The organism is Actinoplanes sp. CA-142083, assembly GCF_050942195.1.
In the GTDB taxonomy this organism is placed as follows: domain Bacteria; phylum Actinomycetota; class Actinomycetes; order Mycobacteriales; family Micromonosporaceae; genus Actinoplanes.
On the sequence record NZ_CP192076.1, the window covers coordinates 675,136 to 697,683 of the forward strand.

Consider the following 22,548-nt stretch of genomic DNA (forward strand, 5'->3'; position numbering starts at 1 on the left):
AGATGTAGTTAGAAAACTACTGCTGTAGTATTCCCGACATGCCATCCCGTCCGGAGCAGCTGCTCGACGCCGCCATCACCGTGCTGGGCAGCCAGGGCATCCGGCAGCTGACCCACCGCGCGGTCGACGCCGAGGCCGGTCTGCCCGCCGGCTCCGCCTCCAACTACTTCAAGACCCGGGAGGCGCTGGTCAACGCGATGATCGTGCGGTTCGCCGACCGCGAGCGGGCGTCCTGGGAGGCGCTCTCCGGCATGGTCACGCCGCACACGCCCGGCGAGCTGGCGGCGGCGCTGGCGGCCTACGTGCGGCGGGCCGTCGGCCCCGATCGGGTCGTGACGCTCGCCCGCTACGGCGTCTTCCTCGAGGCGGCCCTGCGCCCCGACTCGCGCGCGCAGATCACCGAGTCGGCCCGCGAGATCCGCCGGTGGGGCGCCGACTGGCTGCGCGAGGTCGGCGCCGCCGACCCCGAGCTGGCCTGCGAGCTGCTGCTCGACGCGGTGGACGGGCTGATCCTGCACCACCTGGCCTACCCCGACCTCACCGGCGACCTCGAGGCCCGGCTGCTGGCCATGGTGCGCGGAAATCTTGGGTCGTAGAGTTCCCTTGTGGATCGGATGAACACGTCGGTGGCGCACCCGGCGCGGCGGTACAACTACTGGCTGGGCGGCAAGGATCACTTCGCTGCCGACCGGGAGTCCGGCGATCTACTGGCGAAGGCGTTTCCCACCGCGCGCATCGCCGCCCGCGAAAACCGCGACTTTCTCCGACGTAGCGTGAAATTTCTTGCTTCCAGCGGCATTCGCCAATTTTTGGACATCGGGACCGGGCTGCCGGTGCCGGACAACACGCACGAGATCGCGCAGCGGGTCGCGCCCGAGTCGCGGGTGCTCTATGTGGACAACGACCCGATCGTGATGACGCATTCGCGGGCGCTGACCGTCGGGACGCCGCAGGGGCGTACCGGCTATGTCGAGGCCGACCTGCGCTCACCGTCGGCGATCCTCGATCATCCCGAGTTGCGGGCGGTGCTCGATCTGCGCGAACCGGTGGGCTTGCTGCTGGTCGCGGTCCTGCACTTCATCCACGACGACGAGCAGGCGGTTGCCGTCGTGCGGCAGTTGCTCGACGCGTTGCCGGCGGGGAGCTATCTGGTCGCCAGCAACCTGACGCTGGACTACGCGCCGCCCGCGCAGGTGGCGATGCACGAGGAACTGCTGGCCTCGGGCCGCACCGACGCCCACCCTCGCGACAAATCCGAATTTGCCCGATTCTTCGGGTCGCTTGATCTTGTCCCGCCGGGAATCGTCGCCGTCAGCGACTGGCGTCCGGTCGCGGAGGAGCGGCCGACCGCCCAAGACGTTGCCATCTATGGCGCGGTCGGCCGGAAACCCTAGACCAGCAGACGCGCCTTGACGGCCGCGATGTCGGCGTCGGTCAGCATCAGCCCCCGGTGCAGGTAGGCGTCGAAGCTGCCGTAGATCTTGTTCATCTCCGCGAAGGCCGCCCGCAGCCAGGCCACCTGCACCGCGTCCGGCCGCCCGAGATAGGTGTTGCTGGCCAGGAAGTCGGCCTCCACCGTGGACATCGGCACGCCGAGCAGCGTGAGCAGCACCGCCGTGGCCCAGCCGGTCCGGTCTTTGCCGGCGCTGCAGTGATAGACGACGCCGCCCGAGGTGTTCCGGCCGACCGCGAGCAGGGTGTCGCGGAACGCGTAGTCCGCCCCGACGAAATTCACCATGAACGGGTAGCCGATCGACTGCCCGAGGTCCGACGACCCGGAGAGCAGGCCCGCCGCCAGCGCCGTCACGATCGTCATGATCGCGTTGTCGTGGAAGCGGATGCCGTGGCTGAGCGAGGCCACGTCGGCGACCTGGTAGGTGATGCCGGCCGGCGCGTTGTCCGGCTCGTCGCCGCGCTCGACCGCGTTGCGCAGGTCGACGTCGCGGTTGATGCCGTGCGCGATGACCACCTGCCACTCGGCCGCGGTCAGGTTGCTCAGCTTGTTGGAGCGGAAGACGATCCCGGTGCGGACGGTGTGCCCGTCGGCCGTGGTGTAGCCGCCGACGTCACGGAAGTTGGTGGCGTTGGCGAGGCCGAGCGATCGCTCGGCCGCGTGGGCGGGGGTGGCGACCGCGGTGGCGGCAAGCACCGCGGTGGCGAGGGCCAGCGCGGCCCGGCGGGTCATTCTCATGACGCCATCCAGCCGCAGCCGAGTGACGCTTGTCTATCAATCGCTCCACATCGAGGTGTCGGTCTCGCGTCCGCCCGCCTCCACGCGGTTGCGCCCGGCCCGCTTCGCCGCGTAAAGCCGCTGGTCGGCCAGGGTCATGACGGCCGAGAGCTCGTCGCCTTCGGCGACATTCGCCACACCCAGACTGATGGTCACGCGCAGATCCTTCTCGATCTGTTCCCACGGGTACGCCGCCACGTGCGCCCGAAGAACCTCGCAGCGGGCCCGGGCGTCCTCGATCCCGGCCGCGCCGAAGGCGATCAGAAATTCCTCGCCGCCGAAGCGTGCGATCAGGTCGTTGTCGCGCACGTTGTCGCGCAGGATCGTTGCGATCCGCCGCAGCACCTCGTCCCCCACGAAATGCCCGAACCGGTCGTTGACCCCCTTGAACAGGTCCACATCGGCCACCGCCACGCACAGCGGCCCCTTCGCCAGCTCGGGCAGCACGCGATCGGCGAACCGCCTGTTCGGCAGCCCGGTCAGCGCGTCCTCGGTGGCCTGCCGTTCCAGCTCGACGCTGCGCTCGAGGTGCAGCTGCGCCTCCTGCCGCGCGTTGTCCAGCTCGTAGGCGTGCACCGCCATCCGCGCCCGCACCGCGGCGACCTCGTTGTGCGCCTCGCGCTCGAGCGCGTGAAAGGCCCGATAATGTTTCAGCGCCGCGGTGGCATCGCCCATTTTCTCGTACGCGTCGGAAAGCTCCCGATGGATTTCCATCTCCATGGGTTTCTCGCCGGCCGCTCCGGCTCTTTCGAGGGCGGCCAGCAACCCGCCGATCGCCGCCGCGGAATCACCTCGCATCAGGCGGATCCGCGCCTGATGCTGCAGCGCCGACGACTCGAGGCTGCGGTAGCCGTGCTCGGCGGCGATCTCCCGGGCGCGCTCGATGAGCTGGGCCGCTTCGTCGAGATCACCGTCGAGGGCCAGCAGCATGCCGTAGTTGTCGAGACTGATCGAAACGCGGAAAGGGTTGTTCGCCTCTCGGGCCAAGCGCAACGCTTCTTGCACGTACTCGATGGCATTTTTGAGGGTTTTGAGGGCCTCATCTGGTTTGTTGGTCGCGCGCAGGTGCGGCACCTGATAGACGGCGTTGTCGCCGACGTTGTTGAGGATGCAGAAGCGGGCCTCGGCGTCCATGCCCTCGACCATGGTGAGCGCACGCATCAGATATTCGGTGCTGAGGTCGCGATCGCCCATGCTGCTGTGCACTACGCCCGTGCGGTTGTGCACCCAGTAGAGAAGGTCGCGGTCGCCGAGCCGCTGCGCGATCTCCCGGGCGTGGGCCAGCGCGTCCAGGGCCTCCTGATGCATGCCGAGCTCGTTGAGGGGCATGGCCTGGACGGTGAGCACCTGGCAGATGCCCGTCTCGTCGCCCAGCGTCTCCAGGACGGCCACGGCCTCCCGGCAGGCGGTGATGGCCTCCTCCAGCTCGCCCAGCCGCAGCAGCTGATTGGCCAGCGAGCGCAGGGCCCCCGCCTGCACCCGGCCGTCCCCGTGCTCGGCGGCGCTGGCCGCCGCCTGCCGGGCGATCGCCGACCCGGCCCGGTAGTCGCCGGCGACCCGGTGGCGTTCGGCCAGATCGAGCAGTTCGTCCACGGTCGGTGAGGCAGGTGCTGCGAGGCCTGTGCCGCTCATGCCGTGCCTCCTGGGTCGCCGCGCTTCGGTGCCCCCTATCGCCCGGCCAGAACGCTACTTGAGTCTTCAACCAGCGCGGCTTGACCGTCATCCGTCGCCGCCCGCGGGCCCGACCAGATCGCGGCGTTGAGCGCCGCCCACGCCGCGCCGATCAACACCGCCGCGACGGTCTCGCTGATGCGGCTCCACCCCAGGTAGACCCATGATCCGGCGAACACGACGACGTAGATGGCGGCGGCCGTCCAGACTGTGACCCGCCACTTCCAGGGCAGGTGCCCGGCGAGCATCCAGGCGAGCAGGCCGACCGCTCCCGCAAGCTGCGCGGTGTGCCCGGCGGCCATGGTCGCCATCGGGCCGGCCAGGTCGAACGGGATGTAGCCGTCGAACTCGCTCACCGCCGGGAACACGACCGAGCTGGGCGCTTCCCAGCTCTCCCACGCCGGCTGCGTGGTCAGCTCGAAGGCCGCGGCCAGGACGGCGATCGGCAGCACCGGGCCGATGGCGGTGATCAGGCCTTCCCGCGCGCCGAGCCCCCGCCGGAACCACCACCGGCCGAGCGAGACGGCCGCGGCGAGCCCCAGAAGCACACCCGGGTCGGCGAAGGTCGCGGTGTCGAGCGCGAAGAGGTAGCCGTCCGAGGTCCACTGGCCCCGGGCCCAGTTGGTGACGGCGGTGTCGGCGTCCGCTAGCCCGCTGAGCCGCACGACCGCCGGCACCACGACGAGGAGCAGAGCGGCCAGGCCGAAGAGCAGGGCGGCGCCCAGCCCCAGCTCGACCGCCGGGCCGGCGTCGCGCCCGTTCCACAGCCGCGCGGTTGTCGGTCGCCACAACCCTCGGACGCGAGGGCCGGCGAGCGAATAGAACGGCCGCGGATGGCGTCCCAGCCATCGACCGAGCAGCACCAGCCCGACAATCAGCGCGGCGACCACGGCGACCGCCCCGCCGGCCCGCCCGGCCCGCGCCACGAGCAGGTCATAGGAGGCGCCGGCCAGATAGCTCGCGCCGACCATCCACAGTGCCCAGAGCACAGCGGCCGGCGTGTGCCACAGGGCGAACCGCCGATACGGCACCCCGTTCATCGCGGCCAGCCGCGGGATCAGCGTGCGCGCCCCCACGATCCACTGCCCGAGGAAGATGGCCCGGCCGCCGTGCCGCGCGAACAGCCGCTCGGCCCGGTCCCACCGCTTCTCGCCCACCCGGCGCCCGAGCTTGCCGGTGCGCAGCTTCGGCCCGCGCCGCCGCCCCGAATAGAAGGCCCCCGTCCCGCCCAGAACACCCGCCGCGACCGCGACGGCGAGGGCCGGCACGATCGGCACCGTACCCGCGTTGGCAAGCAGCCCGAGGGCGATCAGCGCGGTCGCGGCCGGCAACACCAGCCCCGCAACGACGGCCGACTCGGCCGCGACGACCACGCCGACGACGACGTACACGAGGATCGGAGGCAGGCCGCCGAGCAGGTCGTTGAGCACCTTCGTGACGCTATGCAGCCGATTCGCGACCCTCAATCGGTGATCGCCCCTAGGGCAACTCGGGGTATGACTGATGGATGGACATTCTCGTTGCCGGCGGCCACGGCCAGGTCGCCCTCCGCCTGTTGAAGCTGCTTGCCGCCGAGGGCCACACCGCGAGAGGCCTGATCCGCAAGCCCGCGCAGGCCGACGACTTGCGCGCGGTCGGCGCCGTGCCGGTCATCGGCGACCTGGAGAACGACCCGACGCTGGCCCCCTACGTTTCGGGCGCCGACGCTGTGGTCTTCGCCGCCGGCGCCGGCCCCGGGAGTGGTCCCGCCCGCAAGCGCACCGTCGACCTGGGCGGCGCGGTCAAGCTGGCCGACGCCGCGATGGCCGAGTCCGTGTCGCGCTACGTGATGGTCTCGTCGATCGGGGCCGAAAATCCGGCGGCGGCCGGCGCCATGCAGCCCTACCTGGAGGCAAAAGCAGAGGCCGACGCGTACGTCGTGGCGAGCGGCCTCGACTACACGATCGTCCGCCCCGGCCACCTCACCGACGACCCCGGCACCGGCCTGGTCCAAGTCACCCGCACCCTGGGAAACAGGGGCCCGATCCCGCGCGACGACGTGGCCGCCGTGCTGGCCGCCTGCCTCCAGGCCCCCGCGACGATCGGCGTCACCTTCGAGCTCTTCGCGGGCGACACCCCCATCGCTTCGGCCCTGTCAGACCTCAGCTAGGTGCGCCGCCAGCGCGCGGGCTTCGCTCCGAAGCTGCTCGGCCCGATCGGCGTACCCGCTCCGCTCGTACTCGTCGGCGGCCGTCTCCCGCTCAGCCACCTCATCCCGGACGATCTGCTCGACCTCATCCTCCGTCAGCGCCCGGCGGGCGACCTCGGTCGCCCCCACGCCCAGAGCGATGTGCTCGATCGCCAGGCTGGTGCCGGACGCCTCCGCGTCCGGCGCAACCGCCTCGGCGTCCGGCGCAACCGCCTCGGCGTTGTCGATCGCCGCCAGGGTGGCGCGCAAGGCCGCCGTCGCTGCCCGATCCCGCGACTTCATAGCGATCGGTAGCGCCGCCCGAAGCCGCTGCCGCAGAGAGATCTCCGTCATGACGGCGACGCTATCGCGCCCAGCCCCCACCCCACGCCGCACCCTCGCGCCGCCGCGCCGCCCGGCATCCCGCGCCTCTCGCGCCGCACCCCGCGCCTCTCGCGCCGCACCCCGCGCCTCTCGCGCCGCACCCCGCGCCTCTCGCGCCGCACCCCGCGCCTCTCGCGCCGCACCCCGCGCCTCTCGCGCCGCACCCCGCGCCGCCCGCGCTGCACCACCCGCGCTGCACCCCCGCGCCGCACGCCGGCCGCCCCACACTTCGCGCCGCCACGCCGGATTGCGTGCCGCCGCGCCGCATCCCGCGCTGCCGTTCTCGCCGTGTCCCCGCGTGCCCCGCGCCGTCGTCTGTCAGCGGTCGCCGAACTCCCGCCGGAGGTGCGGCAGCAGCGCGGCCAACGCCGGGCTCGTCCGTGGCCGCCACACCAGCGCGAGCAACGCCGGGATCGTCACCCCGGTGATCGGCACGGCCACGAGCCCGGGGTGCAGCTTTCCCATCGACTCGCTCAGCACCGCGACGCCCAGCCCGCGAGCCGCCATGTCAGCGACCGCCGCGGGCGCCGACGCGACCAGCACCACGTCGGGTATCAGGCTCGCCGACACGCATGCCTCATCAAAGGCGGCGCGGATGCCGGTCCCCTCGGGAAGGGTGACAAGAGAGTAGGCCATCAGCTCCATCAGCGGCAGCCCGCGTTCGCTCGCCTGTGGATGGTCGGGCGGGACCAGCGCGACAAGTCCTTCGCTGGCAATCACCTGCGCGGACAGGTGCTCGGGCGGCGAGCCGGCCACCCCGACGAGGGCGACGTCCGCCAAGCCGGTCCGCACGGAGTTGACGAGCATCCGCGAGTCGTCCTCGAGCAGCTCGAGCTCGATCCCCGGGTGCTCACGGTGAAAGGCGGCCAGCGCGGCGAACAGGGGAGTGATCTCGCACCCGGTAACCATCCCGATCGTCAGATGGCCGCGGACGAGCCCCTTCACCTCGTCGATCGCCTGACGCAGTTCGGCGGCGGCGTTCAGCGCGACCTTGGCGTACCCGAGCGCCACCCGCCCCGCCTCGGTGAGCCGCGCAACCCGCCCCGACCGGTCGAAGAGCTCGGCCGCCAGCTCGCTTTCCAGCGCCTTGACCTGCGCACTTACACCCGACTGGCTGATGTGCACACGCTGGGCGGCCCGAGTGAACCCGGCCTCCTCAGCCACCGCCACGAAGTACTCGAGCTGCCGCAGTTCCATAACCACAGATTCTAGTTCGCAGAAAAACTATGCGTTGGACTTCTGTCCCCCACCGGACGAGGGTGGAGTCATGACCGAACGCGAAAAGGCTCGCAAGCCAGAAGACCTGACCCGCCTGTTCGTCGAGCGCGCCAACGCGAAGGATGCGGAGGGCCTGGCCCAGCTCTATGAGGAAGATGCGGTGATGGCCTACCCGCCAGGCCAGCAGACGGTCGGCCGGGCAGCGATCCAGAAGCTCTGGGAGGAGGCGCTGCCCCACATGCCCTCCTTCGAGCCGGAGCAGCCGCTGCCGACCCTGATCAGCGGCGACCTCGCCCTCACCTCGACCCCACCCAAGGACGGCGCCGGCGCCCGAGCCCAGGTGGTCCGCCGCCAGCCCGACGGCACTTGGCTGCGAGTCCTCGACCAGCCCGAGTTCGCAACCCCCAAACCCTGACCGGCCCGGCCACCTGGCCGAGCCCTTCCGGCCCCGCATCGCCCGCGCCGCTCGGCCGCGCATCGCCTGGCCGCGCATCGCCTGGCCGCGCATCGCCTGGCCGCGCATCGCCTGGCCGCGCATCGCCTGGCCGCGCATCGCCTGGCCGCGCATCGCCTGGCCGCGCATCGCCTGGCCGCGCATCGCCTGGCCGCGCATCGCTCGGCTGCACCGCCTCGGTCCTGCCGCTTGGCTGCGCACCGGCTCGGTCCCGCCGCTTGGCCGAGACGTATCGAGCGGTGTCAAGCCGTGGGCGTGATGATCTCGGTGGTGGTGCGGAGCACGGTGCCCAGGCCGGCGATCTCGCGGAAACCCTGGTCGCTGGCCTGTGACACGGCGTCGGTTACCAGCACGACGCGGTAGTCGCGCTCGTGGGCCTCGATGATGCTGGCTCGGGGGCAGTTCGGCAGGTTGCAGCCGGCGAAGACGAGGGTGTCGACGTTGTGCGCGGCGAGGAGTTCCTCGAGCCGCGTGCGATAGAAGGCGCCCCAACGCGGCTTGTAGAGCGCGTATTCGGCGGGTCCCAACTGCTGCGGCTCGCCGCGGAGAAGGGCCTCGTCGTCCAGGTCGTCGGTGGGTGCCAGGCCCGGCGCCAGCAGGCGGCCGGGTGTGCCGGGGCGGGCGAATTCCGCGCCGCTCTGCACGAGTGTGCGCCGCACGCGGTCGACGTCCTGGCCGTCGGCCGGATAGAGGCGGACAACGTGGACGATCGGGCGTCCGGTTGCCCGGAAGGCCTCGGTGAGCTTGGTGAGGTTGGGGAGGATCTCGGTCGTGCCCGCCAACCCGAAGGGACCGTCGGAAAGGAAGTCGCGCTGCATGTCGATGGTGATCAGCGCCGCGCTGTCCCAGTGCGGTTCGAGATGGGGGTCGGTGGCCATGCCGCCACTGTGGCACAAACGCGGCCAGGGCGGCCCTCGACGATGCGTTCGCCGCCGGCGGTGGGGATGCGATCCGGCCGCCCTGGGGGATGAGCGGCCGGATCGCTAGGGGTGGATCAGAGCGCGATCCGCTGACCGGGGAAGATCAGGTTCGGGTTGCTGATGGTGTTGCCGTTCAGCTGGTAGAGGGTGTGCCAGCCGCCCGCGATGTGGTTGCGGGTGGCGATTGCCGACAGCGTGTCGCCGGAGCGGACGACGTAGGTCTTGCCGGTGGCCTTCGCGGTCGTGGCGCGGGTCACCTTGTGCGACGAAGTCGACTTCTTGGTGGCCTTCTTGGTGGCCTTGTGCGTGGTCGACTTCGACTTGTGCGTGGACTTCGACTTGTGCGACGAAGTCGTCGACTTGGAGCCGCTCGTGTTGGTGCCCTTGTAGTGCTTCGACGAGCCGGCCTTCTTGCCGCACACCGGCCACGCGCCGATGCCCTGGCCGTCCAGCACCTTCTCGGCGATGCGGATCTGCTCCGCCTTGCTCGCCTTGTTCGCGGTGCTGGCGTACTTCGTGCCGCCGTAGGCCTTCCACGTGCCGCGGGTGAACTGCAGCCCGCCGTAGAAGCCGTTGCCGGTGTTGATGCTCCAGTTGCCGCCCGACTCGCACTGCGCGATCGCGTCCCAGTTCACACTGGACGCCTGTGCGGGGGAAGCGGGGCCGAGCAGGGCGGCCGTGCCCGCCACGCCGATGGCCGTGAGGCCCAGCGCGAAACGGGCGTGCTTGCGCGCCCGCGACGTGCGGGCATGCTTGCGGATCTGTGCCATGACAGAGAACCCTCCACGCCTACGAGGTCAGCTGTCGGGTTCGGGCTGAGGTGCCCGGCCGCCATCGTGCGGCTTCACCCCGAGGCGCGCGCACCGCGCGCCGAGGAACGTTGGGTCCCCCGCTCCCTGCCACGAGTTCGATGTCCGGCGGGCGGTGGCAGGGACTCGGCGTTCCACCCGCGGTGCCCGCATCGCGGGACCGGCCGACGGTAACCACGGCTCCGCGAAATCGCCCAAGCTCGAAGCGTGAATGGTGACGTTGTTCTCAGCTATTGCCCTATTTGATCTTGCTTTATGTCGAGAATAACCGATTGATGCGGTTCTGGCATTACTGATCGGTAACTTGTCCGGCTGCTGCTCGAAACCTGGTGCAGAATCGGCTGCCATGAGCGATCACGACATCGTCGTCCACGGCGCATCCGGCTTCGTCGGAGCGTTGGTGGCGCAGTATCTGGCCGAGCACGCTCCAGCCGGCACGCGGGTCGCTCTCGCGGGCCGCTCCGAGGTCAAGATCGCCCAGGTCAAGCAGCGTCTCGGCGTCGACTGGCCGATTCTCGTGGCCGATGCCGCCGACGTCGCGGCCCTCGAGCGGATCGCCGCGGCGACGCGGGTCGTCGTCACCACCGTCGGGCCATATGCGAAATACGGCAAACCGCTCGTCCGGGCCTGCGCCGCCGCCGGCACCGACTACGTCGACCTCACCGGGGAGGTGCTGTTCGCCCGGGAGAGCATCGACGACAACCACGAGCTGGCCCGCTCGACCGGCGCCCGCATCGTGCACTCCTGCGGCTTCGACTCGATTCCGTCCGACATCGGCGTGCACGTGCTCGCCCAGCAGGCCAAGGCCGGCGGCGCCGGCGAGCTCACCGACACCACGCTGGTCGTCACCAGCCTGCGCGGCGGGATCAGCGGCGGCACGATCGACTCGATGCGGCACCAGCTCGACGTGGTCAAGAACGACCGCAAGCTGCGCCGGGTCGCCGCCAGCCCGTACTCGCTGAGCCCCGACCGATCCGCCGAGCCCGACCTCGGCCGCCAGGACGACACGGCCGTCGTCTCGGGTCCGGCCGTGCACCCTCGGCTGCGCGGCACGCTCGCGCCGTTCTTCATGGCCTCCTACAACACCCGGGTGGTGCGCCGGAGCAACGCGCTGCGCGGCTGGGAGTACGGCCGGGCGTTCCGTTACCGCGAGGCGATGAGCGTCGGCTCCTCCCCGCTCTCCCCGGTGATGGCTCACGGCACCCGGCTCGGCCTCGGCGCGCTGATGGTCGGCCTGTCGCTGCCGCCGACCCGCTACGTCCTCGACCGGATCCTGCCCAAACCGGGCGAGGGCCCGAGCGCGGAGTCCCGTGAGAGCGGCCACTTCACGATGGACCTGTTCGCCACCACGACGTCCGGCGCGCGCTACACGGCCCGGTTCCGGGCCAAGGGCGACCCCGGCTACGCGGCCACCGCCGTCATGCTCGGCGAGTCGGCGCTGGCCCTCGCCCACGACCGCGACGCGCTGCCCGCCTCCGAGGGCGGCGTCCTGACCCCCGCCACCGCCTTGGGCGACGCCCTGGTGGCCCGCCTGCGCGGCGCCGGAGTGGAGATCACCGCGGGTAAAAGCTAAGAGCGTTCCAAGCGGCCCAGCACGGCCGTGCAGAAATCGGTCAAATGGTCCGCCAGAGCGTCGACGTCGTCCGTCATGCCGCGCGACAGCCAGTCGATGATGACCTCACTCAGCCCCGCGACCAGGGCGAGCAGCATCCGCTCGTACCGAATCTCGGTGGTAGGGCGACCACCCACCCGCCGCAACATGCCCGCCAGGAATTGTGCGTCCTCGCGAAGGACGCCACGCCGCCGCGTCTCCATGCGCGGCGCGTTGATGTAGATGACCTGCGCCCGCTCCGGGTTTGCCTGCAGCATCCCCAGCAGGCGCCGCACCGCCGGACGCAGCATCTCCTCGAGACTGCCCGGCGCATCCGGCGTGGCCGCCGAGACGCCGGCGAGCAGCCATTCGTTCTGCTGCCGGTGCAGCGCCCGCACCAGATCCTCCCGGTCGACGAAATGCTCGTAGAAGTACCTTTTCGAGACCTTCGCGCCGGCGCAGACCTCCGCGACCGTGACGTCGTCGTAGTCGTGCGTCCCGAACAGGTGCAGCGCCGACGCGAGGATCCGGTCGCGCCGATCCGTCGCGCGCTCCTGGCGGGAACGCCCGCCGTAGTTCTCGCCCCGCCGCGTCACCAACGCAGTCCGCTCGTCCACGAGATCAACGGTAGGCCCACGCCGAGCCGCGCGACGCACACCTCGGGCATCGTCGATTGATCGAGGGGTGGCATCATGACGGACTGGCTTGAACCGGGTTCATTCGGGCAGGATCAAGGCGTGGCCGCCACCCGTCTTCCCTTCCCGATCACGCTGACGGGCGACGGCATAGTCCTGCGCGAGTGGCGCTCCGACGATCTCGGCGACCTGATCGGCCTCCTCGACGATCCCGACATCGCCCGCTGGACGCCGATGCCCTCGCCCTTCGACACCGAGGCCGGCGTCGCCTACCTCAAACGCGCCCATCAGGGCCGCATCAGCGGTCAGCGCATTCAGCTCGCGATCACCGAGCGCGGCGGCCGTCCGGTCGGCGAGGTCCTGCTCTTCGGCATCGACGCCGGCCTCAAAGAGGCCGAACTGGGCTATCTGGTGGGCGCGCGCCATCGTCACCGCGGGCTCGCGTCGGGGTCACTCTCACTGCTTTCCTCGTACGCCGGAAGCACACTCAAACTGAGTCGCCTGCTGCTGCGGATCGATCCCGCGAACACGGCGAGCGCCGCGGTGGCGCGTCGTTGCGGCTACTCCCTGACCGGCGAGGCGCCGATTCTCCAGGTCGGCCCGGACGGCCCGAGCAGCCTCGACACCTGGGAGATGATGACCGGCCACCCCGGCAGCCGCCTTGATCGTCTGAAAAATGTCGCAGCCCGGCGGTACGGTCGTCGCACCTGAAGAAAGCCGCTCCTCCCGCCGGGGCGGCCTCCGGACCCCTGGGGAGGTGTCATGGTCAACGTCGATCGTGCACAGGTGATGGCCTACCGCGTGGCCGCGCTCGGCCTGGCCGAGCGCTCCGACCAGCGCCCCGCCGACCTGCCCCTGCTCGATCTGGGCGTGCAGGAGTATTCGCCCGGTTCCCAGCAGGTCGCCCTGGCCGCCCGCACGTCGGCCGACCTCGACGACGAGCGCCTGATCACCGTCTGGGCCGCCCGCGGCGCCCCACACCTGCACCGCCGCGCCGACCTGGCCACCCTGGTCAAACAGTTGTGGCCGGTCAGCGACGCCGACGCCACCTCACGCATCAAGAGCGGCCAGATCCCCGACGGCATGCGCCTGGGCATCGCCGCCTTCACCGCGACCGCGGCCGCCTTCCGCGAGGTCGTGCACGACTCGATGCCGCGCGGCGAGGTGAGCACCCAGGTCAGCAAGCGGGTGCCGAGCGAGCTCACCTATTACTGCCGCAGCTGCGGCGCCCAGCACATCGCCGGCAACGTCTGGCAGCACTCCGGCCTGCCCGGCGGCATAGAGGTCGAGTCCCGCGGCCGCGACGCCACCCTGGCTCCCATCCCCGACGCCCCGCCCCAGCCCACCCAAAACGAGGGCATAGCCGACCTGATCGCCACCTACCTCCGCTTCCTGGGCCCCGCAACCCCCGCCGAGCTGGGCAAATACCTCGGCAGCACCACCGCCGAGATGAAGCGGGTCTGGCCCACCGAGGCCCTGGCCGAGGTCAAGGTCGACGGCCGCAAGGCATGGCTCCCCAAGTCCGCGCTCAAGTCCCTGTCCACCGCCGAGCAGCCCGACGGCGTGCGCCTGCTCCCCGGCATGGATCCCTTGCTCCAGGCACGAGACCGCGACTTGTTGGTCCCCGACCGCCCACAGCAGAAAGAGGTGTGGCGCATCCTCGGCAACCCCGGCGTCCTCCTCCTGGACGGCGAAATCCTGGGCACTTGGCGAGCCAAGATGTCCGGCCGCAAACGCGTCGACCTGACCGTCAAGGCCTTCGTCCCCCTCCCCGCCACCCGCCGCAAACAGATCGAGGCCGAGGCCGCCGAGGTCGCCCGAGCCCGAGCAGTCCCCGAGGCCACAGTCACCTTCGACTGACACCCACATCCCGCCGCCTGACGCCGCACCCGCGCGCCGCACCCGCGCGCCGCACCCGCGCGCCGCACCCGCGCGCCGCACCCGCGCGCCGCACCCGCGCGCCGCACCCGCGCGCCGCACCCGCGCGCGCCGCACCCGCGCGCGCCGCACCCGCGCGCCGCACATCGCTTGCTGCTTGCCGCCGGCGGGCCGCCTCGCCCGCCGTGACCCGCCCCGTCGCCCCGGGCGGTCCGCCGCGCTGCCTGGGGTGGCGCGCTGCCTCGCCTCGGCGGCTCATCGCCTCGCGCATCGCCTCGCTCGCCGTCGCGTGCTGCCTTGCTCGAGGTGGCCTGCTGGCTTGCATCCGTGGGCCAGGTCTCGCCTGTCCTGGCGCGCTGCCCTGCCTGTCGTGGCGCGCTGCCCCGCCTGCCGCGGGGCGACTGCGGCTGGTGCGCGGGAAGCGGTCGGCGGCGGGTGACCGAATTGGAGGAGGGCGAGGGGACGGCGTAAATCGGACGGTTGGCGGGAACTGGCATCTCCGGAGGTATCACGAACGCAACTTGCGAGTAACAATGAGATAGATCGAGATGGCTTTTGCTCGGTCCAGGGCAGGCGCGGCGCCGACCGGAGGTGACGACATGCTGAGCAGGGAAGACAGCCGTCGGCTGGCGGAGTTGGAGCGGCAGCTTCGGCGGGATGACCCGGAGTTCTGCGTTCGCATGAGTGGCGGACTCGTTGGCCGGCCGGCGCACCGGCGCGGCGCGATCGTGTCGTTGATTCTCACCGCGATCGTCATCTGGACGGCCGCGATCATTCTGGCGGTGCTCGGCTGGTGGATCGCCGCCGTGATCGCCGCGCTTTGTGCCACGACGGTGGCGTCCACATTGACCTACCGCCTGATCCGGCGCCGCGCCGACTCCGCCTGATCGCGAAGGCCGGCGTCGCGACTTGATCGCGCGGAGGCCGGAAAAGCGACGCGCGAAGGCCGGCATCGCGACCTGAGCGCGCGAGTGCCGGCACAGCGAAAGGCGACGCCGAGGGGGACTCGGCGCCGCCTTTCTTCGGGTTGAGTTGTGCCGGGGATTTCCCGCGAAGCGCCCCCGCATCGCGGGCAGCACTCGTCAAACCCGGGTGTGGGAGCCCCTGCGAGAGCGGGAGCGGAAGACCCAGATGCGCAGCATGAGGAAGCGGACGGCGGTGGCCAGCAGGTTGGCCAGGATCAGGACCACCAGTTCCACGTGCTTCGCGGGGGTGGTGCTGATGCTGTCGAGTACGGCCAGGGAGCCGCTGGTCAGGGCGAGGCCGATGCCGAAGACGATCAAACCCTGGGCCTGGTGACGGACGGCACTGTCGTTGCCACGGACGCCGAAGGTTACGCGGCGGTTCACGGCCGTGTTGGCGATCGCGGTGGCCAGCAACGCCACCAGGTTGGCCCACTGCGGGGTCACGGCGGTGCGCAGCAGGGCGTACAGAATCAGATAGGCCAGCGTGCTGGCCACCCCGACGGCGGCGAAACGGATCAGCTGGCCGGTCAGGCCGGCGGGAACGCCGGCCATCGGCAGCGGGTCGCGGCCCAGCTGCTCGCGCAGGGTGGCCAGCGGCAGGCGGCCGGAGCCGAGCGCACGCAGCAAGCGGGCGATTCCCTTGAGGTCCGCGATGGCGGTCGCGACGATGTCGACGCGGCTGTCGGGGTCGTCCACCCAGTCGACCGGCACCTCGTGGATGCGCAGGCCGGCCCGCTCGGCCAGCACCAGCATCTCGGTGTCGAAGAACCAGCCCGTGTCCTCGACCATCGGCAGCAGGCGCTCCGCCACGTCCGCGCGGATCGCCTTGAAACCGCACTGGGCATCCGAGAAGCGGGCCGACAGGGTGCCACGCAGGATCAAGTTGTAGCTGCGGGAGATGAACTCGCGCTTCGCGCCGCGCACCACCCGCGAGCCGCGGGCCAGGCGGGAGCCGATCGCGAGGTCGGAGTGGCCCGAGATCAAGGGCGCGACCAGGGGGAGCAGGGCGCCCAGGTCGGTGGAGAGGTCCACGTCCATGTAGGCGAGGATCGCCGCGTCGGAGTGGGTCCAGACGTGCTTGAGGGCGCGGCCCCGGCCCTTCTCGCTCAGGTGCACCGACGCGACGCCAGGCAGTTCCCCGGTGAGCCGGCGGGCCACCTCGGCGGTGGAGTCGGTGCTCGCGTTGTCGGCGATCGTGATCCGGAACCGATAGGGAAAATGCGCCGACAGGTACGTGTGCAGGCGCTTCACGCACGGCTCGAGGTCGATTTCCTCGTTGTAGACGGGGACGACCACGTCGAGCACCGGAGCGTCGATCCGGGACGGGTCGGCGGCGTGCGATGGCAGCGTCTCAAGACTCATGTCGTCAAAGGTCGATCCTGCAACTGGGGGATGCATAAGGCGGCCCTGTGCCCCTCCTGTGAACGCGAACGGACGAAGACTTACGAGGTCAGGTCGTAGACCGTGGTGTTGCCCACCGTCGTGGCGGTGAAGTTGTCGGCCACCCACTGGGCGATCTCCGAGCTGGCGTTGCTGCCGCCCGTGTTGCTGCCGCCGACGCTGCCACCGCCGACGAAGTAATGGATCTTTCCGGCCGCCACGTACTCCTTGAACTGGGCGAGCGTGGGGGAGGGGTCGGTGCCGTTGAAGCCGCCGATCGCCATCACCGGATCCTCGGTCGCCAGCTGGTAGCTCGAGGCGTTCTGCGAGCCGACCGTGGCCGCGACCCAGGTGTACTTGCCGGCGTCGGCCTGCAGCAGCGCCTTCATCTCGTCGCTGACCGTCGTGCCGTCGAGGAGACCGCCCATGCCACCCCCACCGCCACGCATCCCGCCGCCGAAGCCACCGCCGCCGCCGGGGAAGCCCCCGTTCTGGGAGGTGGTGCCGTTCGGGGAGGTGCCGCCGTTTTGGGAAGTGGTGCCGTTCTGATTGCCGAACCCGCCGCCCGGGAAGCCGCCGCCGGGGAAGCCCCCACCACCACGCCCGCCGCCCGGCCCGCCGCCGAACCCGCCACTGGTAGCCGGCCCCGCCGACGGGATGGACCCCGTGTGCGCCTCGGACGCGGTCTGCACGGCGTACGCGGAAGGACCCGCAAGCACCGCGACCAGCGCAACCCCCGCCGAAGCCACCGCGAGCCGCGCCGCCAGGCGCTGCGTCGCCACCACCGCGACCGCCGCGACCAGCCCGAGAATCAGCACCACCCAGCGCAGCCACGGCAGGAAGTCGGCGCTACGCCCCAGCAGGCGATAGCTCCACCAGGAGGTGGCCGCGATCGCCACCGCCAGCGTCGACGCCGCCACGATGTTGTCCCGTCGACGCCACAGGAGCACCGACCCGATGCCCACCACCGCGCCGATCGCCGGCGCCAGCGCCACCGTGTAGTACGCGTGGAAGATGCCCTGCATATAGCTGAAGACCAGCCCGGTCCCGACCAGCCAGCCGCCCCACAGCACCAGCGCCGCCCGGGCCCGGTCGGTCCGGATCCGGGGTGCCGTCAGGATCAGCCCGGCGACCAGCACGATCAACGCGCCCGGAAGAAGCCAGGAGATCTGCCCGCCCTGCGAGCTGTCGAACATCCGCAGCAGCCCGGTCTCGCCCCAGCCGCCGCCTCCGCCACCACCGCCGACGCTGCCGGTCTCGTCGCCGGAGAGCCGGCCGAGCCCGTTGTAGCCGAGGGCCAGCTCGAGAATGCTGTTGTTCTGCGATCCGCCGATGTACGGCCGCATCGAGGCCGGCACCAGCTCGACGATCGCGATGTACCACCCGGCCGAGACGACCAGCGCGACCCCGGCGATCAGCAGCTGCACGATCCGCTTGCCGAGCTTCGGCGGCCCGGCGATCAGGTACGCCAGCGCGAAGGCCGGCACCACCAGCAGCGCCTGCAGCATCTTGGCGAGGAAGCCGAACCCGACGAACGCCCCGGCCAGCGCGAGCCACTTGGTCGAGCCGTTCTCGATGGCCTTCGTGGTCGCCCACGCGCCCGCCACCATCATCAGCACGAGCAGCGCGTCCGGGTTGTTGAAGCGGAACATCAGCACCGCGATCGGGGTGAGCGCCAGCGTCGCGCCCGCGATCAGGCCGGCGGCCGGGCCGAACCAGCGCTTGACCGTGGTGTAGAGCAGCCCCACGCTGGCCACGCCCATGAGCGCCTGCGGCACGAGGATGCTCCACGAGTTGACCCCGAAGATCCGCGCGGAGAGTGCCATGAACCACAGTGAGGCGGGCGTCTTGTCCACTGTGATCGCGTTGGCGGCGTCGGAGGAGCCGTAGAAGAAGGCCTTCCAGCTCGCCGAGCCGGCCTGGGCGGCGGCGGAGTAGAACGCGTTCGCCCAGCCCGATTTGTCCAGTCCCCAGATGTAGAGGACCCCGGTGAGGATCAACAGCGCGTAGATCGACGGGCGGGCCCAGGCCGGGTCCTGAGGGCTGCCGAGGAGAAGCCGGCGCCAGCGGGAACGAGGCGGGGAGGCCGACGGCGGTGGCGGAGGTGGTTCAGCCACTACCAGTGGCGCGGGCAGCGTCGAGGTCATGCCACAACCATCGACGCGCCCGCTGTCGCGCCTTTATGCCCCGACTGTGCGCCTGCTGTGAGCGGCCGACGCGAGCTTGGAAAGCACGTCGACCGTCGTGTCCCAGCCCATGCAGGCGTCGGTGACCGACTGCCCGTAGGTCAGCGCCCCACCGAGGTCCTGCCGCCCCGGCACCAGGAAGCTCTCCAGCATCACCCCGCTGATCCCGCGCTGCCCGTCGGCGACCTGCCCGGCCACGTCGTCGGCGACCAGCGGCTGGCGCAGGTGGTCCTTGTTGCTGTTGCCGTGCGAGCAGTCGATCACCAGCCGCTCCGGCAGCTCCGCCTTGCGCAGCAGCTGCAGCGCGTTCTCGACGTCTGCGGCGCTGTAGTTCGGCCGGCCACCGCCGCCGCGCAGCACCAGGTGCGTGTCGGGGTTGCCGGTGGTGTGCAGGATCGCCGGCGTCCCCGAGTAGTCGATGCCCGGGAAGACGTGCGGCACCGCGGCCGCCTGAATGGCGTCGACCGCCGTGCTGATGCTCCCGTCGGGCCGGTTCTTCATGCCGATCGGCATGGAAAGGCCGGAGGCCAGCTGCCGATGGACCTGCGATTCCACCGTACGGGCGCCGATCGCGCCCCACGCCACGGTGTCGGCGATGTACTGCGGCGTGATCGGGTCGAGGAACTCCACCGCCGTCGGGAGGCCTTTACCCACGATCTCGAGGAGAAGTTTGCGGGCGATGCGCAGCCCGGTGCCGACGTCGCCGGTGCCGTCCAGCTGCGGGTCGTTGATCAGGCCCTTCCAGCCGACCGTGGAGCGCGGCTTCTCGAAGTACACCCGCATCACGATCAGCAGGTCGTCGGCGAGCCGGTCGGCCTGCTCGCGCAGCAGTCCCGCGTACTCGCCGGCGGCGGCCGGATCGTGCACCGAGCACGGGCCGACCACGACGAGCAGCCGGGGATCTCGGGCGTTGAGCACGTCCTCGACCTGGCGGCGGCCGTCGAGCACGTTGTCGTGCAGGTCGGCGGTCAGCGGCAGCTCGTGGTGCAGCAGCGCGGGGCTCATCAGCGGGACGACGGCGGCGATGCGCTGGTCGCGGACGCGCTGTACCTCGGGGATGGTCACGATCGTTCCTCTTCGTCGGGCCGGCGCCCCGGGCGAGAGCCGGCAAACAAAAAGGCAGCGACGTCGTCGCTGCCTCGGGCCGGCTCTGGCTGGTGTCTCAGGTCATGCGGCGACAACCGAGGCACCGGCGAAAGCCGGCCCGGTAAACCGCAGATAGCTCCTGGACACGTCGGCAAGCATAGCGCCTCACCGGGCCCGCTCAGCCAGTTGCGGACCAGCTGTTGGGACGAGGCCCGGTGGCATCAACGGCAGGACCACGGTGAACACGGTCTGACCGGGGACGCTTTGCACCGAGACGTTCCCCCGGTGGGCGGTGACCACGGCGTGCACGATCGACAGGCCGAGGCCGGTGCTGCCGGCCGCCCGCGAGCGCGAGCTGTCGCCCCGGGCGAACCGCTCGAAGATGTGCGGCTGCAGCTCGGCCGGGATGCCCGGCCCGCCGTCGATGACGTGCACCACCGCGGCCTCTTCGTCGGCGCGCACCGAGACGGTGACCGCGGTGCCGTCGGGCGTATGCGTGCGCGCGTTGGCCAGCAGGTTGGCGAGCACCTGGTGCAGCCGTGCCCCGTCGCCGATCACGGTGACCGGCTCCTCGGGCAGGTCGAGCTGCCAGTAGTGGCGCGGGCCGGCCGCGTGCGCGTCGCTGACCGCGTCGACGACCAGCATCGTCAGGTCGACCGGGTCGTGGGCGAGCGGCCGCCCGGCGTCGAGGCGGGCGAGCAGCAGCAGGTCCTCGACGAGCAGTGTCATCCGCTTCGCCTCGGACTCGACCCGGTTGAGCACGTGCGCGATCTCCTCCGAGATCGGCGCGCGGCTGCGGCGGCTGAGCTCGGCGTACCCGCGGATGGCGGCCAGCGGGGTGCGCAGCTCGTGGCTGGCGTCGGCGACGAACTGGCGTACCTGCATCTCGCTGGCGTGCCGGGCCTCGAGCGCGTTGCCGACGTGGTCGAGCATCCGGTTGAGGGCCGCGCCGACCTGGCCGACCTCGGTGCGCGGGTCGGTGTCGGCCTCGGGCACACGTTGGGCCAGCTGCACCTCGCCGCGGTCGAGCCGCAGCTCGGAGACCCGGGTGGCGGTGGACGCGACCCGGCCGAGCGGGCGCAGCGTGCCGCGTACGGTCAGCGCGCCGGCCCAGCCGGCGATGACCAGCGCGATCAGGGTCGCGCCGCCGGTGACGAGGGCGACCCGCAGCAGCGTGGAGTGCAGGTCGGCGAGCGGCAGGCCGGTCACGACGATCAGGCCGTCCTTGGTGTCGACGCTGGCCACTACCCGATATTCGCCGAGCGAGCCGAGGTCGAGATCTTGGGCGCGCCCGTTGACGGACACGGTCGTCAGCGCGTTCTGCGCGTCGGTCGGCAAGGATTCGGCGGTCAGCTTGTAGTCGCCCGAGTCCCGGAGGACGCTCGCCCATTTGACCGATTGGTCGGTCGGGTTCAGCTGGCCGATGACCGTATTGGGGATGCCCGGGGGGCCGTCGCCGGCCAGGTTGCCCCCACCCGGGCCGAGCGGGCCGCCGTTGCCCTGCTGGCCCTGGTCGGAGAGGTAGCCGTGGGAGCGGCGCTGGGCGTCGCTGAGCTTGGAGTCGATCTGGTCGTACAGCTGCTTGCGCAGGAAGATCTCGGCGGTGCCGCCGACCGCGAGGCCGAGCACGGTCAGCAGGACGATCATGGTCGCCACGATGCGCGTGCGCAGCGGCCAGCCCGCCGGGCTGCGCCAGCGGGCGGGACGGTCGGCGGGGGTGTCAGTCAGCGGGCTTGAGGACATAGCCGGCCCCGCGCATGGTGTGGATCATCGGTGCGCGCCCCGCGTCGATCTTCTTGCGCAGGTACGAGATGTAGAGCTCGACGACGTTGGCCTGGCCGCCGAAGTCGTAGTTCCACACCCGGTCGAGGATCTGGCTCTTGCTGAGCACCCGGCGCGGGTTGCGCATCAGGTAGCGCAACAGCTCGAACTCGGTCGCGGTGAGCGTGATCAGGTCGCCCCCGCGGCGCACTTCGTGGCTGTCCTCGTCGAGCGACAGATCACCGACGATCAATTGCGATTCCGTACGCATCGGCGAGTGCCCCATCCGCCGCATCAGCCCCCGCAGCCGGGCCACGACCTCTTCCAGGCTGAACGGCTTGGTGACGTAGTCGTCGCCGCCGGCCGTGAGCCCGGTGATCCGGTCCTCCACCGAGTCCTTGGCGGTCAGGAACAGCACCGGCACCTCGGGCGACTCGCCGCGCAGCCGGCGCAGCACCTCGAGCCCGTCGAAGTCGGGCAGCATCATGTCGAGGACGACGGCGTCGGGCCGGAAGTCGCGGGCCGTGCGCACGGCGGTCTGGCCGTCGCCGGCGCTCTTCACGTCCCAGCCCTCGTACCGCAGGGCCATCGAGAGCAGCTCGGCCAGCGTCGGCTCGTCGTCGACCACGAGGACTCGAACCGGGCCACCGTCGGGGCGGCGGAGCTCGGTGCCGGATTCTTGGTTCGCCATCGTCATGCCCCTACTGTCACGGGTCACGCTTTGCGCCGCCTTTCCGATCCCTGTGTACCAGCTGTGCACCTGGCTTCGCTTCGCTACGCGGGCGATCGCCTTGTAACCGGTGAGATGGCAGCTGGTTTTCCGCCCCAGCAAACCCCGCTGCGTCGGAAAACCAGTTGCCATCTCACCGGCGGCGATCGCGGATCCACGCACAGCAACCTCATTGAGTTCGCACAGCCGGATGACACCGTACGCCCCGAATGTGGTGGTCATGACGCAGACGATGAAGCACCAGATGCTCGGTTGGCGGCGGCGCAGCGGCCTGGCGGTGCTCGGCGCCGTCGTCGCGGTGGCGGCGATCATGGGACCGGAAACCCTGGCGACGACCCGGCTCGGCGCGACCAGCGATCTGTCGGGCTATGCGACGGTGACCGCGGCCGACACGATCACCCGCCACGGGATTTTGGAGGGCGTGGCCTCCGCCTGAAAGCGTGTCGAAGCCCCTAAAGCGTACAAAACGCCCATAATGGTTGC

Annotated in this window: 22 protein-coding genes and 1 riboswitch; of the genes, 9 read left to right on the forward strand and 13 right to left on the reverse strand. The window is 70.9% G+C overall.

Going from position 1 to position 22,548, the window contains the following annotated elements:
- The first annotated feature begins 38 nt into the window (after positions 1–38).
- Both ACQPZX_RS03165 and ACQPZX_RS03170 read left to right on the forward strand, forming a co-directional pair.
- Positions 39–596, forward strand: a complete 558-nt coding sequence (locus tag ACQPZX_RS03165; RefSeq protein ID WP_433374066.1) for a TetR/AcrR family transcriptional regulator — start codon at positions 39–41, stop codon at positions 594–596.
- Positions 597–626: 30 nt separating this feature from the next.
- A complete protein-coding gene (locus ACQPZX_RS03170; RefSeq protein WP_433374068.1) occupies positions 627–1,394 on the forward strand; it encodes an SAM-dependent methyltransferase in 768 nt (255 codons plus the stop codon).
- On the opposite strand, the gene ACQPZX_RS03175 is transcribed toward ACQPZX_RS03170, so the two are convergent.
- The 3 genes from ACQPZX_RS03175 to ACQPZX_RS03185 are packed head-to-tail and all read right to left on the reverse strand — an operon-like array spanning position 1,391 to position 5,331.
- A complete protein-coding gene (locus tag ACQPZX_RS03175) occupies positions 1,391–2,191 on the reverse strand; it encodes a tyrosine-protein phosphatase (RefSeq protein ID WP_433374071.1) in 801 nt (266 codons plus the stop codon). The two genes, ACQPZX_RS03170 and ACQPZX_RS03175, sit on opposite strands and share 4 nt — an antisense overlap.
- A gap of 36 nt (positions 2,192–2,227) precedes the next feature.
- Positions 2,228–3,862: a diguanylate cyclase gene (locus ACQPZX_RS03180; RefSeq protein ID WP_433374074.1), complete on the reverse strand. Its 1,635-nt coding sequence runs from the start codon at positions 3,860–3,862 to the stop codon at positions 2,228–2,230.
- Positions 3,863–3,897: 35 nt separating this feature from the next.
- A complete protein-coding gene (locus ACQPZX_RS03185; RefSeq protein WP_433374077.1) occupies positions 3,898–5,331 on the reverse strand; it encodes a DedA family protein in 1,434 nt (477 codons plus the stop codon).
- Positions 5,332–5,408: 77 nt separating this feature from the next.
- On the opposite strand from ACQPZX_RS03185, the gene ACQPZX_RS03190 reads away from it, so the two are divergent.
- The gene (locus ACQPZX_RS03190; protein WP_433374079.1) at positions 5,409–6,050 is read left to right on the forward strand and encodes an SDR family oxidoreductase; all 642 of its coding nucleotides are present in this window, start codon (positions 5,409–5,411) and stop codon (positions 6,048–6,050) included.
- On the opposite strand, the gene ACQPZX_RS03195 is transcribed toward ACQPZX_RS03190, so the two are convergent.
- Both ACQPZX_RS03195 and ACQPZX_RS03200 read right to left on the reverse strand, forming a co-directional pair.
- Positions 6,036–6,422 (reverse strand): hypothetical protein, encoded by a 387-nt coding sequence (locus ACQPZX_RS03195; RefSeq protein WP_433374082.1) that lies wholly within the window; start codon positions 6,420–6,422, stop codon positions 6,036–6,038. The two genes, ACQPZX_RS03190 and ACQPZX_RS03195, sit on opposite strands and share 15 nt — an antisense overlap.
- A gap of 348 nt (positions 6,423–6,770) precedes the next feature.
- The gene (locus ACQPZX_RS03200; protein WP_433374084.1) at positions 6,771–7,649 is read right to left on the reverse strand and encodes a LysR family transcriptional regulator; all 879 of its coding nucleotides are present in this window, start codon (positions 7,647–7,649) and stop codon (positions 6,771–6,773) included.
- Between the two features lie 70 nt (positions 7,650–7,719).
- On the opposite strand from ACQPZX_RS03200, the gene ACQPZX_RS03205 reads away from it, so the two are divergent.
- The gene (locus ACQPZX_RS03205; RefSeq protein ID WP_433374086.1) at positions 7,720–8,085 is read left to right on the forward strand and encodes a YybH family protein; all 366 of its coding nucleotides are present in this window, start codon (positions 7,720–7,722) and stop codon (positions 8,083–8,085) included.
- A gap of 281 nt (positions 8,086–8,366) precedes the next feature.
- On the opposite strand, the gene ACQPZX_RS03210 is transcribed toward ACQPZX_RS03205, so the two are convergent.
- Both ACQPZX_RS03210 and ACQPZX_RS03215 read right to left on the reverse strand, forming a co-directional pair.
- On the reverse strand, positions 8,367–9,002 hold the full coding sequence (locus ACQPZX_RS03210; protein WP_433374089.1) for a cysteine hydrolase family protein: 636 nt from the start codon (positions 9,000–9,002) through the stop codon (positions 8,367–8,369).
- A gap of 116 nt (positions 9,003–9,118) precedes the next feature.
- A complete protein-coding gene (locus ACQPZX_RS03215) occupies positions 9,119–9,814 on the reverse strand; it encodes a transglycosylase family protein (protein WP_433374092.1) in 696 nt (231 codons plus the stop codon).
- 1 nt (position 9,815) lies between these two features.
- Positions 9,816–9,974: riboswitch (cyclic di-AMP (ydaO/yuaA leader) on the reverse strand.
- A 225-nt stretch (positions 9,975–10,199) separates the two neighbouring features.
- On the opposite strand from ACQPZX_RS03215, the gene ACQPZX_RS03220 reads away from it, so the two are divergent.
- Positions 10,200–11,426: a saccharopine dehydrogenase family protein gene (locus tag ACQPZX_RS03220; RefSeq protein ID WP_433374095.1), complete on the forward strand. Its 1,227-nt coding sequence runs from the start codon at positions 10,200–10,202 to the stop codon at positions 11,424–11,426.
- Here the strand turns inward: ACQPZX_RS03220 and ACQPZX_RS03225 are convergent.
- The gene (locus ACQPZX_RS03225; protein WP_433374098.1) at positions 11,423–12,061 is read right to left on the reverse strand and encodes a TetR/AcrR family transcriptional regulator; all 639 of its coding nucleotides are present in this window, start codon (positions 12,059–12,061) and stop codon (positions 11,423–11,425) included. The genes ACQPZX_RS03220 and ACQPZX_RS03225 overlap by 4 nt on opposite strands.
- Before the next feature lie 120 nt (positions 12,062–12,181).
- Between ACQPZX_RS03225 and ACQPZX_RS03230 the strand changes: the two genes are divergently transcribed.
- From ACQPZX_RS03230 to ACQPZX_RS03240, 3 genes are all read left to right on the forward strand, one after another.
- The gene (locus ACQPZX_RS03230; protein ID WP_433374101.1) at positions 12,182–12,790 is read left to right on the forward strand and encodes a GNAT family N-acetyltransferase; all 609 of its coding nucleotides are present in this window, start codon (positions 12,182–12,184) and stop codon (positions 12,788–12,790) included.
- Positions 12,791–12,841: 51 nt separating this feature from the next.
- On the forward strand, positions 12,842–13,939 hold the full coding sequence (locus tag ACQPZX_RS03235) for a DNA glycosylase AlkZ-like family protein (RefSeq protein ID WP_433374103.1): 1,098 nt from the start codon (positions 12,842–12,844) through the stop codon (positions 13,937–13,939).
- A 566-nt stretch (positions 13,940–14,505) separates the two neighbouring features.
- A complete protein-coding gene (locus ACQPZX_RS03240) occupies positions 14,506–14,844 on the forward strand; it encodes a DUF3040 domain-containing protein (protein WP_433374106.1) in 339 nt (112 codons plus the stop codon).
- 195 nt (positions 14,845–15,039) lie between these two features.
- Here the strand turns inward: ACQPZX_RS03240 and ACQPZX_RS03245 are convergent, their stop codons facing one another.
- From ACQPZX_RS03245 to ACQPZX_RS03265, 5 genes are all read right to left on the reverse strand, one after another.
- Positions 15,040–16,284: a glycosyltransferase gene (locus ACQPZX_RS03245; RefSeq protein WP_433374109.1), complete on the reverse strand. Its 1,245-nt coding sequence runs from the start codon at positions 16,282–16,284 to the stop codon at positions 15,040–15,042.
- 80 nt (positions 16,285–16,364) lie between these two features.
- Positions 16,365–18,449 (reverse strand): glycosyltransferase family 39 protein, encoded by a 2,085-nt coding sequence (locus tag ACQPZX_RS03250; RefSeq protein ID WP_433374111.1) that lies wholly within the window; start codon positions 18,447–18,449, stop codon positions 16,365–16,367.
- 33 nt (positions 18,450–18,482) lie between these two features.
- A complete protein-coding gene (locus ACQPZX_RS03255) occupies positions 18,483–19,493 on the reverse strand; it encodes a 3-deoxy-7-phosphoheptulonate synthase (protein ID WP_433385001.1) in 1,011 nt (336 codons plus the stop codon).
- Between the two features lie 246 nt (positions 19,494–19,739).
- Complete coding sequence (locus tag ACQPZX_RS03260) at positions 19,740–21,317, reverse strand: ATP-binding protein (RefSeq protein ID WP_433374114.1); 1,578 nt, start codon at positions 21,315–21,317, stop codon at positions 19,740–19,742.
- A complete protein-coding gene (locus ACQPZX_RS03265) occupies positions 21,295–22,032 on the reverse strand; it encodes a response regulator transcription factor (RefSeq protein WP_433374117.1) in 738 nt (245 codons plus the stop codon). Before ACQPZX_RS03265 ends, ACQPZX_RS03260 begins: the two co-directional genes overlap by 23 nt.
- Positions 22,033–22,285: 253 nt before the next feature.
- Here ACQPZX_RS03265 and ACQPZX_RS03270 point away from each other — a divergent pair, with 253 nt between their 5' ends.
- On the forward strand, positions 22,286–22,501 hold the full coding sequence (locus tag ACQPZX_RS03270) for a hypothetical protein (protein ID WP_433374119.1): 216 nt from the start codon (positions 22,286–22,288) through the stop codon (positions 22,499–22,501).
- Positions 22,502–22,548 lie beyond the last annotated feature (47 nt).

Bases quoted from the DNA above. Each gene is read 5' to 3' on its own strand.
- ACQPZX_RS03165 (WP_433374066.1), top strand. From the start codon at position 39: ATGCCATCCCGTCCGGAGCAGCTGCTCGACGCCGCCATCACCGTGCTG.
- ACQPZX_RS03175 (WP_433374071.1), bottom strand. From the start codon at position 2,191: ATGAGAATGACCCGCCGGGCCGCGCTGGCCCTCGCCACCGCGGTGCTT.
- ACQPZX_RS03180 (WP_433374074.1), bottom strand. From the start codon at position 3,862: ATGAGCGGCACAGGCCTCGCAGCACCTGCCTCACCGACCGTGGACGAA.
- ACQPZX_RS03190 (WP_433374079.1), top strand. From the start codon at position 5,409: ATGGACATTCTCGTTGCCGGCGGCCACGGCCAGGTCGCCCTCCGCCTG.
- ACQPZX_RS03195 (WP_433374082.1), bottom strand. From the start codon at position 6,422: ATGACGGAGATCTCTCTGCGGCAGCGGCTTCGGGCGGCGCTACCGATC.
- ACQPZX_RS03200 (WP_433374084.1), bottom strand. From the start codon at position 7,649: ATGGAACTGCGGCAGCTCGAGTACTTCGTGGCGGTGGCTGAGGAGGCC.
- ACQPZX_RS03205 (WP_433374086.1), top strand. From the start codon at position 7,720: ATGACCGAACGCGAAAAGGCTCGCAAGCCAGAAGACCTGACCCGCCTG.
- ACQPZX_RS03210 (WP_433374089.1), bottom strand. From the start codon at position 9,002: ATGGCCACCGACCCCCATCTCGAACCGCACTGGGACAGCGCGGCGCTG.
- ACQPZX_RS03215 (WP_433374092.1), bottom strand. From the start codon at position 9,814: ATGGCACAGATCCGCAAGCATGCCCGCACGTCGCGGGCGCGCAAGCAC.
- ACQPZX_RS03220 (WP_433374095.1), top strand. From the start codon at position 10,200: ATGAGCGATCACGACATCGTCGTCCACGGCGCATCCGGCTTCGTCGGA.
- ACQPZX_RS03235 (WP_433374103.1), top strand. From the start codon at position 12,842: ATGGTCAACGTCGATCGTGCACAGGTGATGGCCTACCGCGTGGCCGCG.
- ACQPZX_RS03240 (WP_433374106.1), top strand. From the start codon at position 14,506: ATGGCTTTTGCTCGGTCCAGGGCAGGCGCGGCGCCGACCGGAGGTGAC.
- ACQPZX_RS03245 (WP_433374109.1), bottom strand. From the start codon at position 16,284: ATGAGTCTTGAGACGCTGCCATCGCACGCCGCCGACCCGTCCCGGATC.
- ACQPZX_RS03250 (WP_433374111.1), bottom strand. From the start codon at position 18,449: ATGACCTCGACGCTGCCCGCGCCACTGGTAGTGGCTGAACCACCTCCG.
- ACQPZX_RS03255 (WP_433385001.1), bottom strand. From the start codon at position 19,493: ATGAGCCCCGCGCTGCTGCACCACGAGCTGCCGCTGACCGCCGACCTG.
- ACQPZX_RS03260 (WP_433374114.1), bottom strand. From the start codon at position 21,317: ATGTCCTCAAGCCCGCTGACTGACACCCCCGCCGACCGTCCCGCCCGC.
- ACQPZX_RS03265 (WP_433374117.1), bottom strand. From the start codon at position 22,032: ATGACGATGGCGAACCAAGAATCCGGCACCGAGCTCCGCCGCCCCGAC.
- ACQPZX_RS03270 (WP_433374119.1), top strand. From the start codon at position 22,286: ATGACGCAGACGATGAAGCACCAGATGCTCGGTTGGCGGCGGCGCAGC.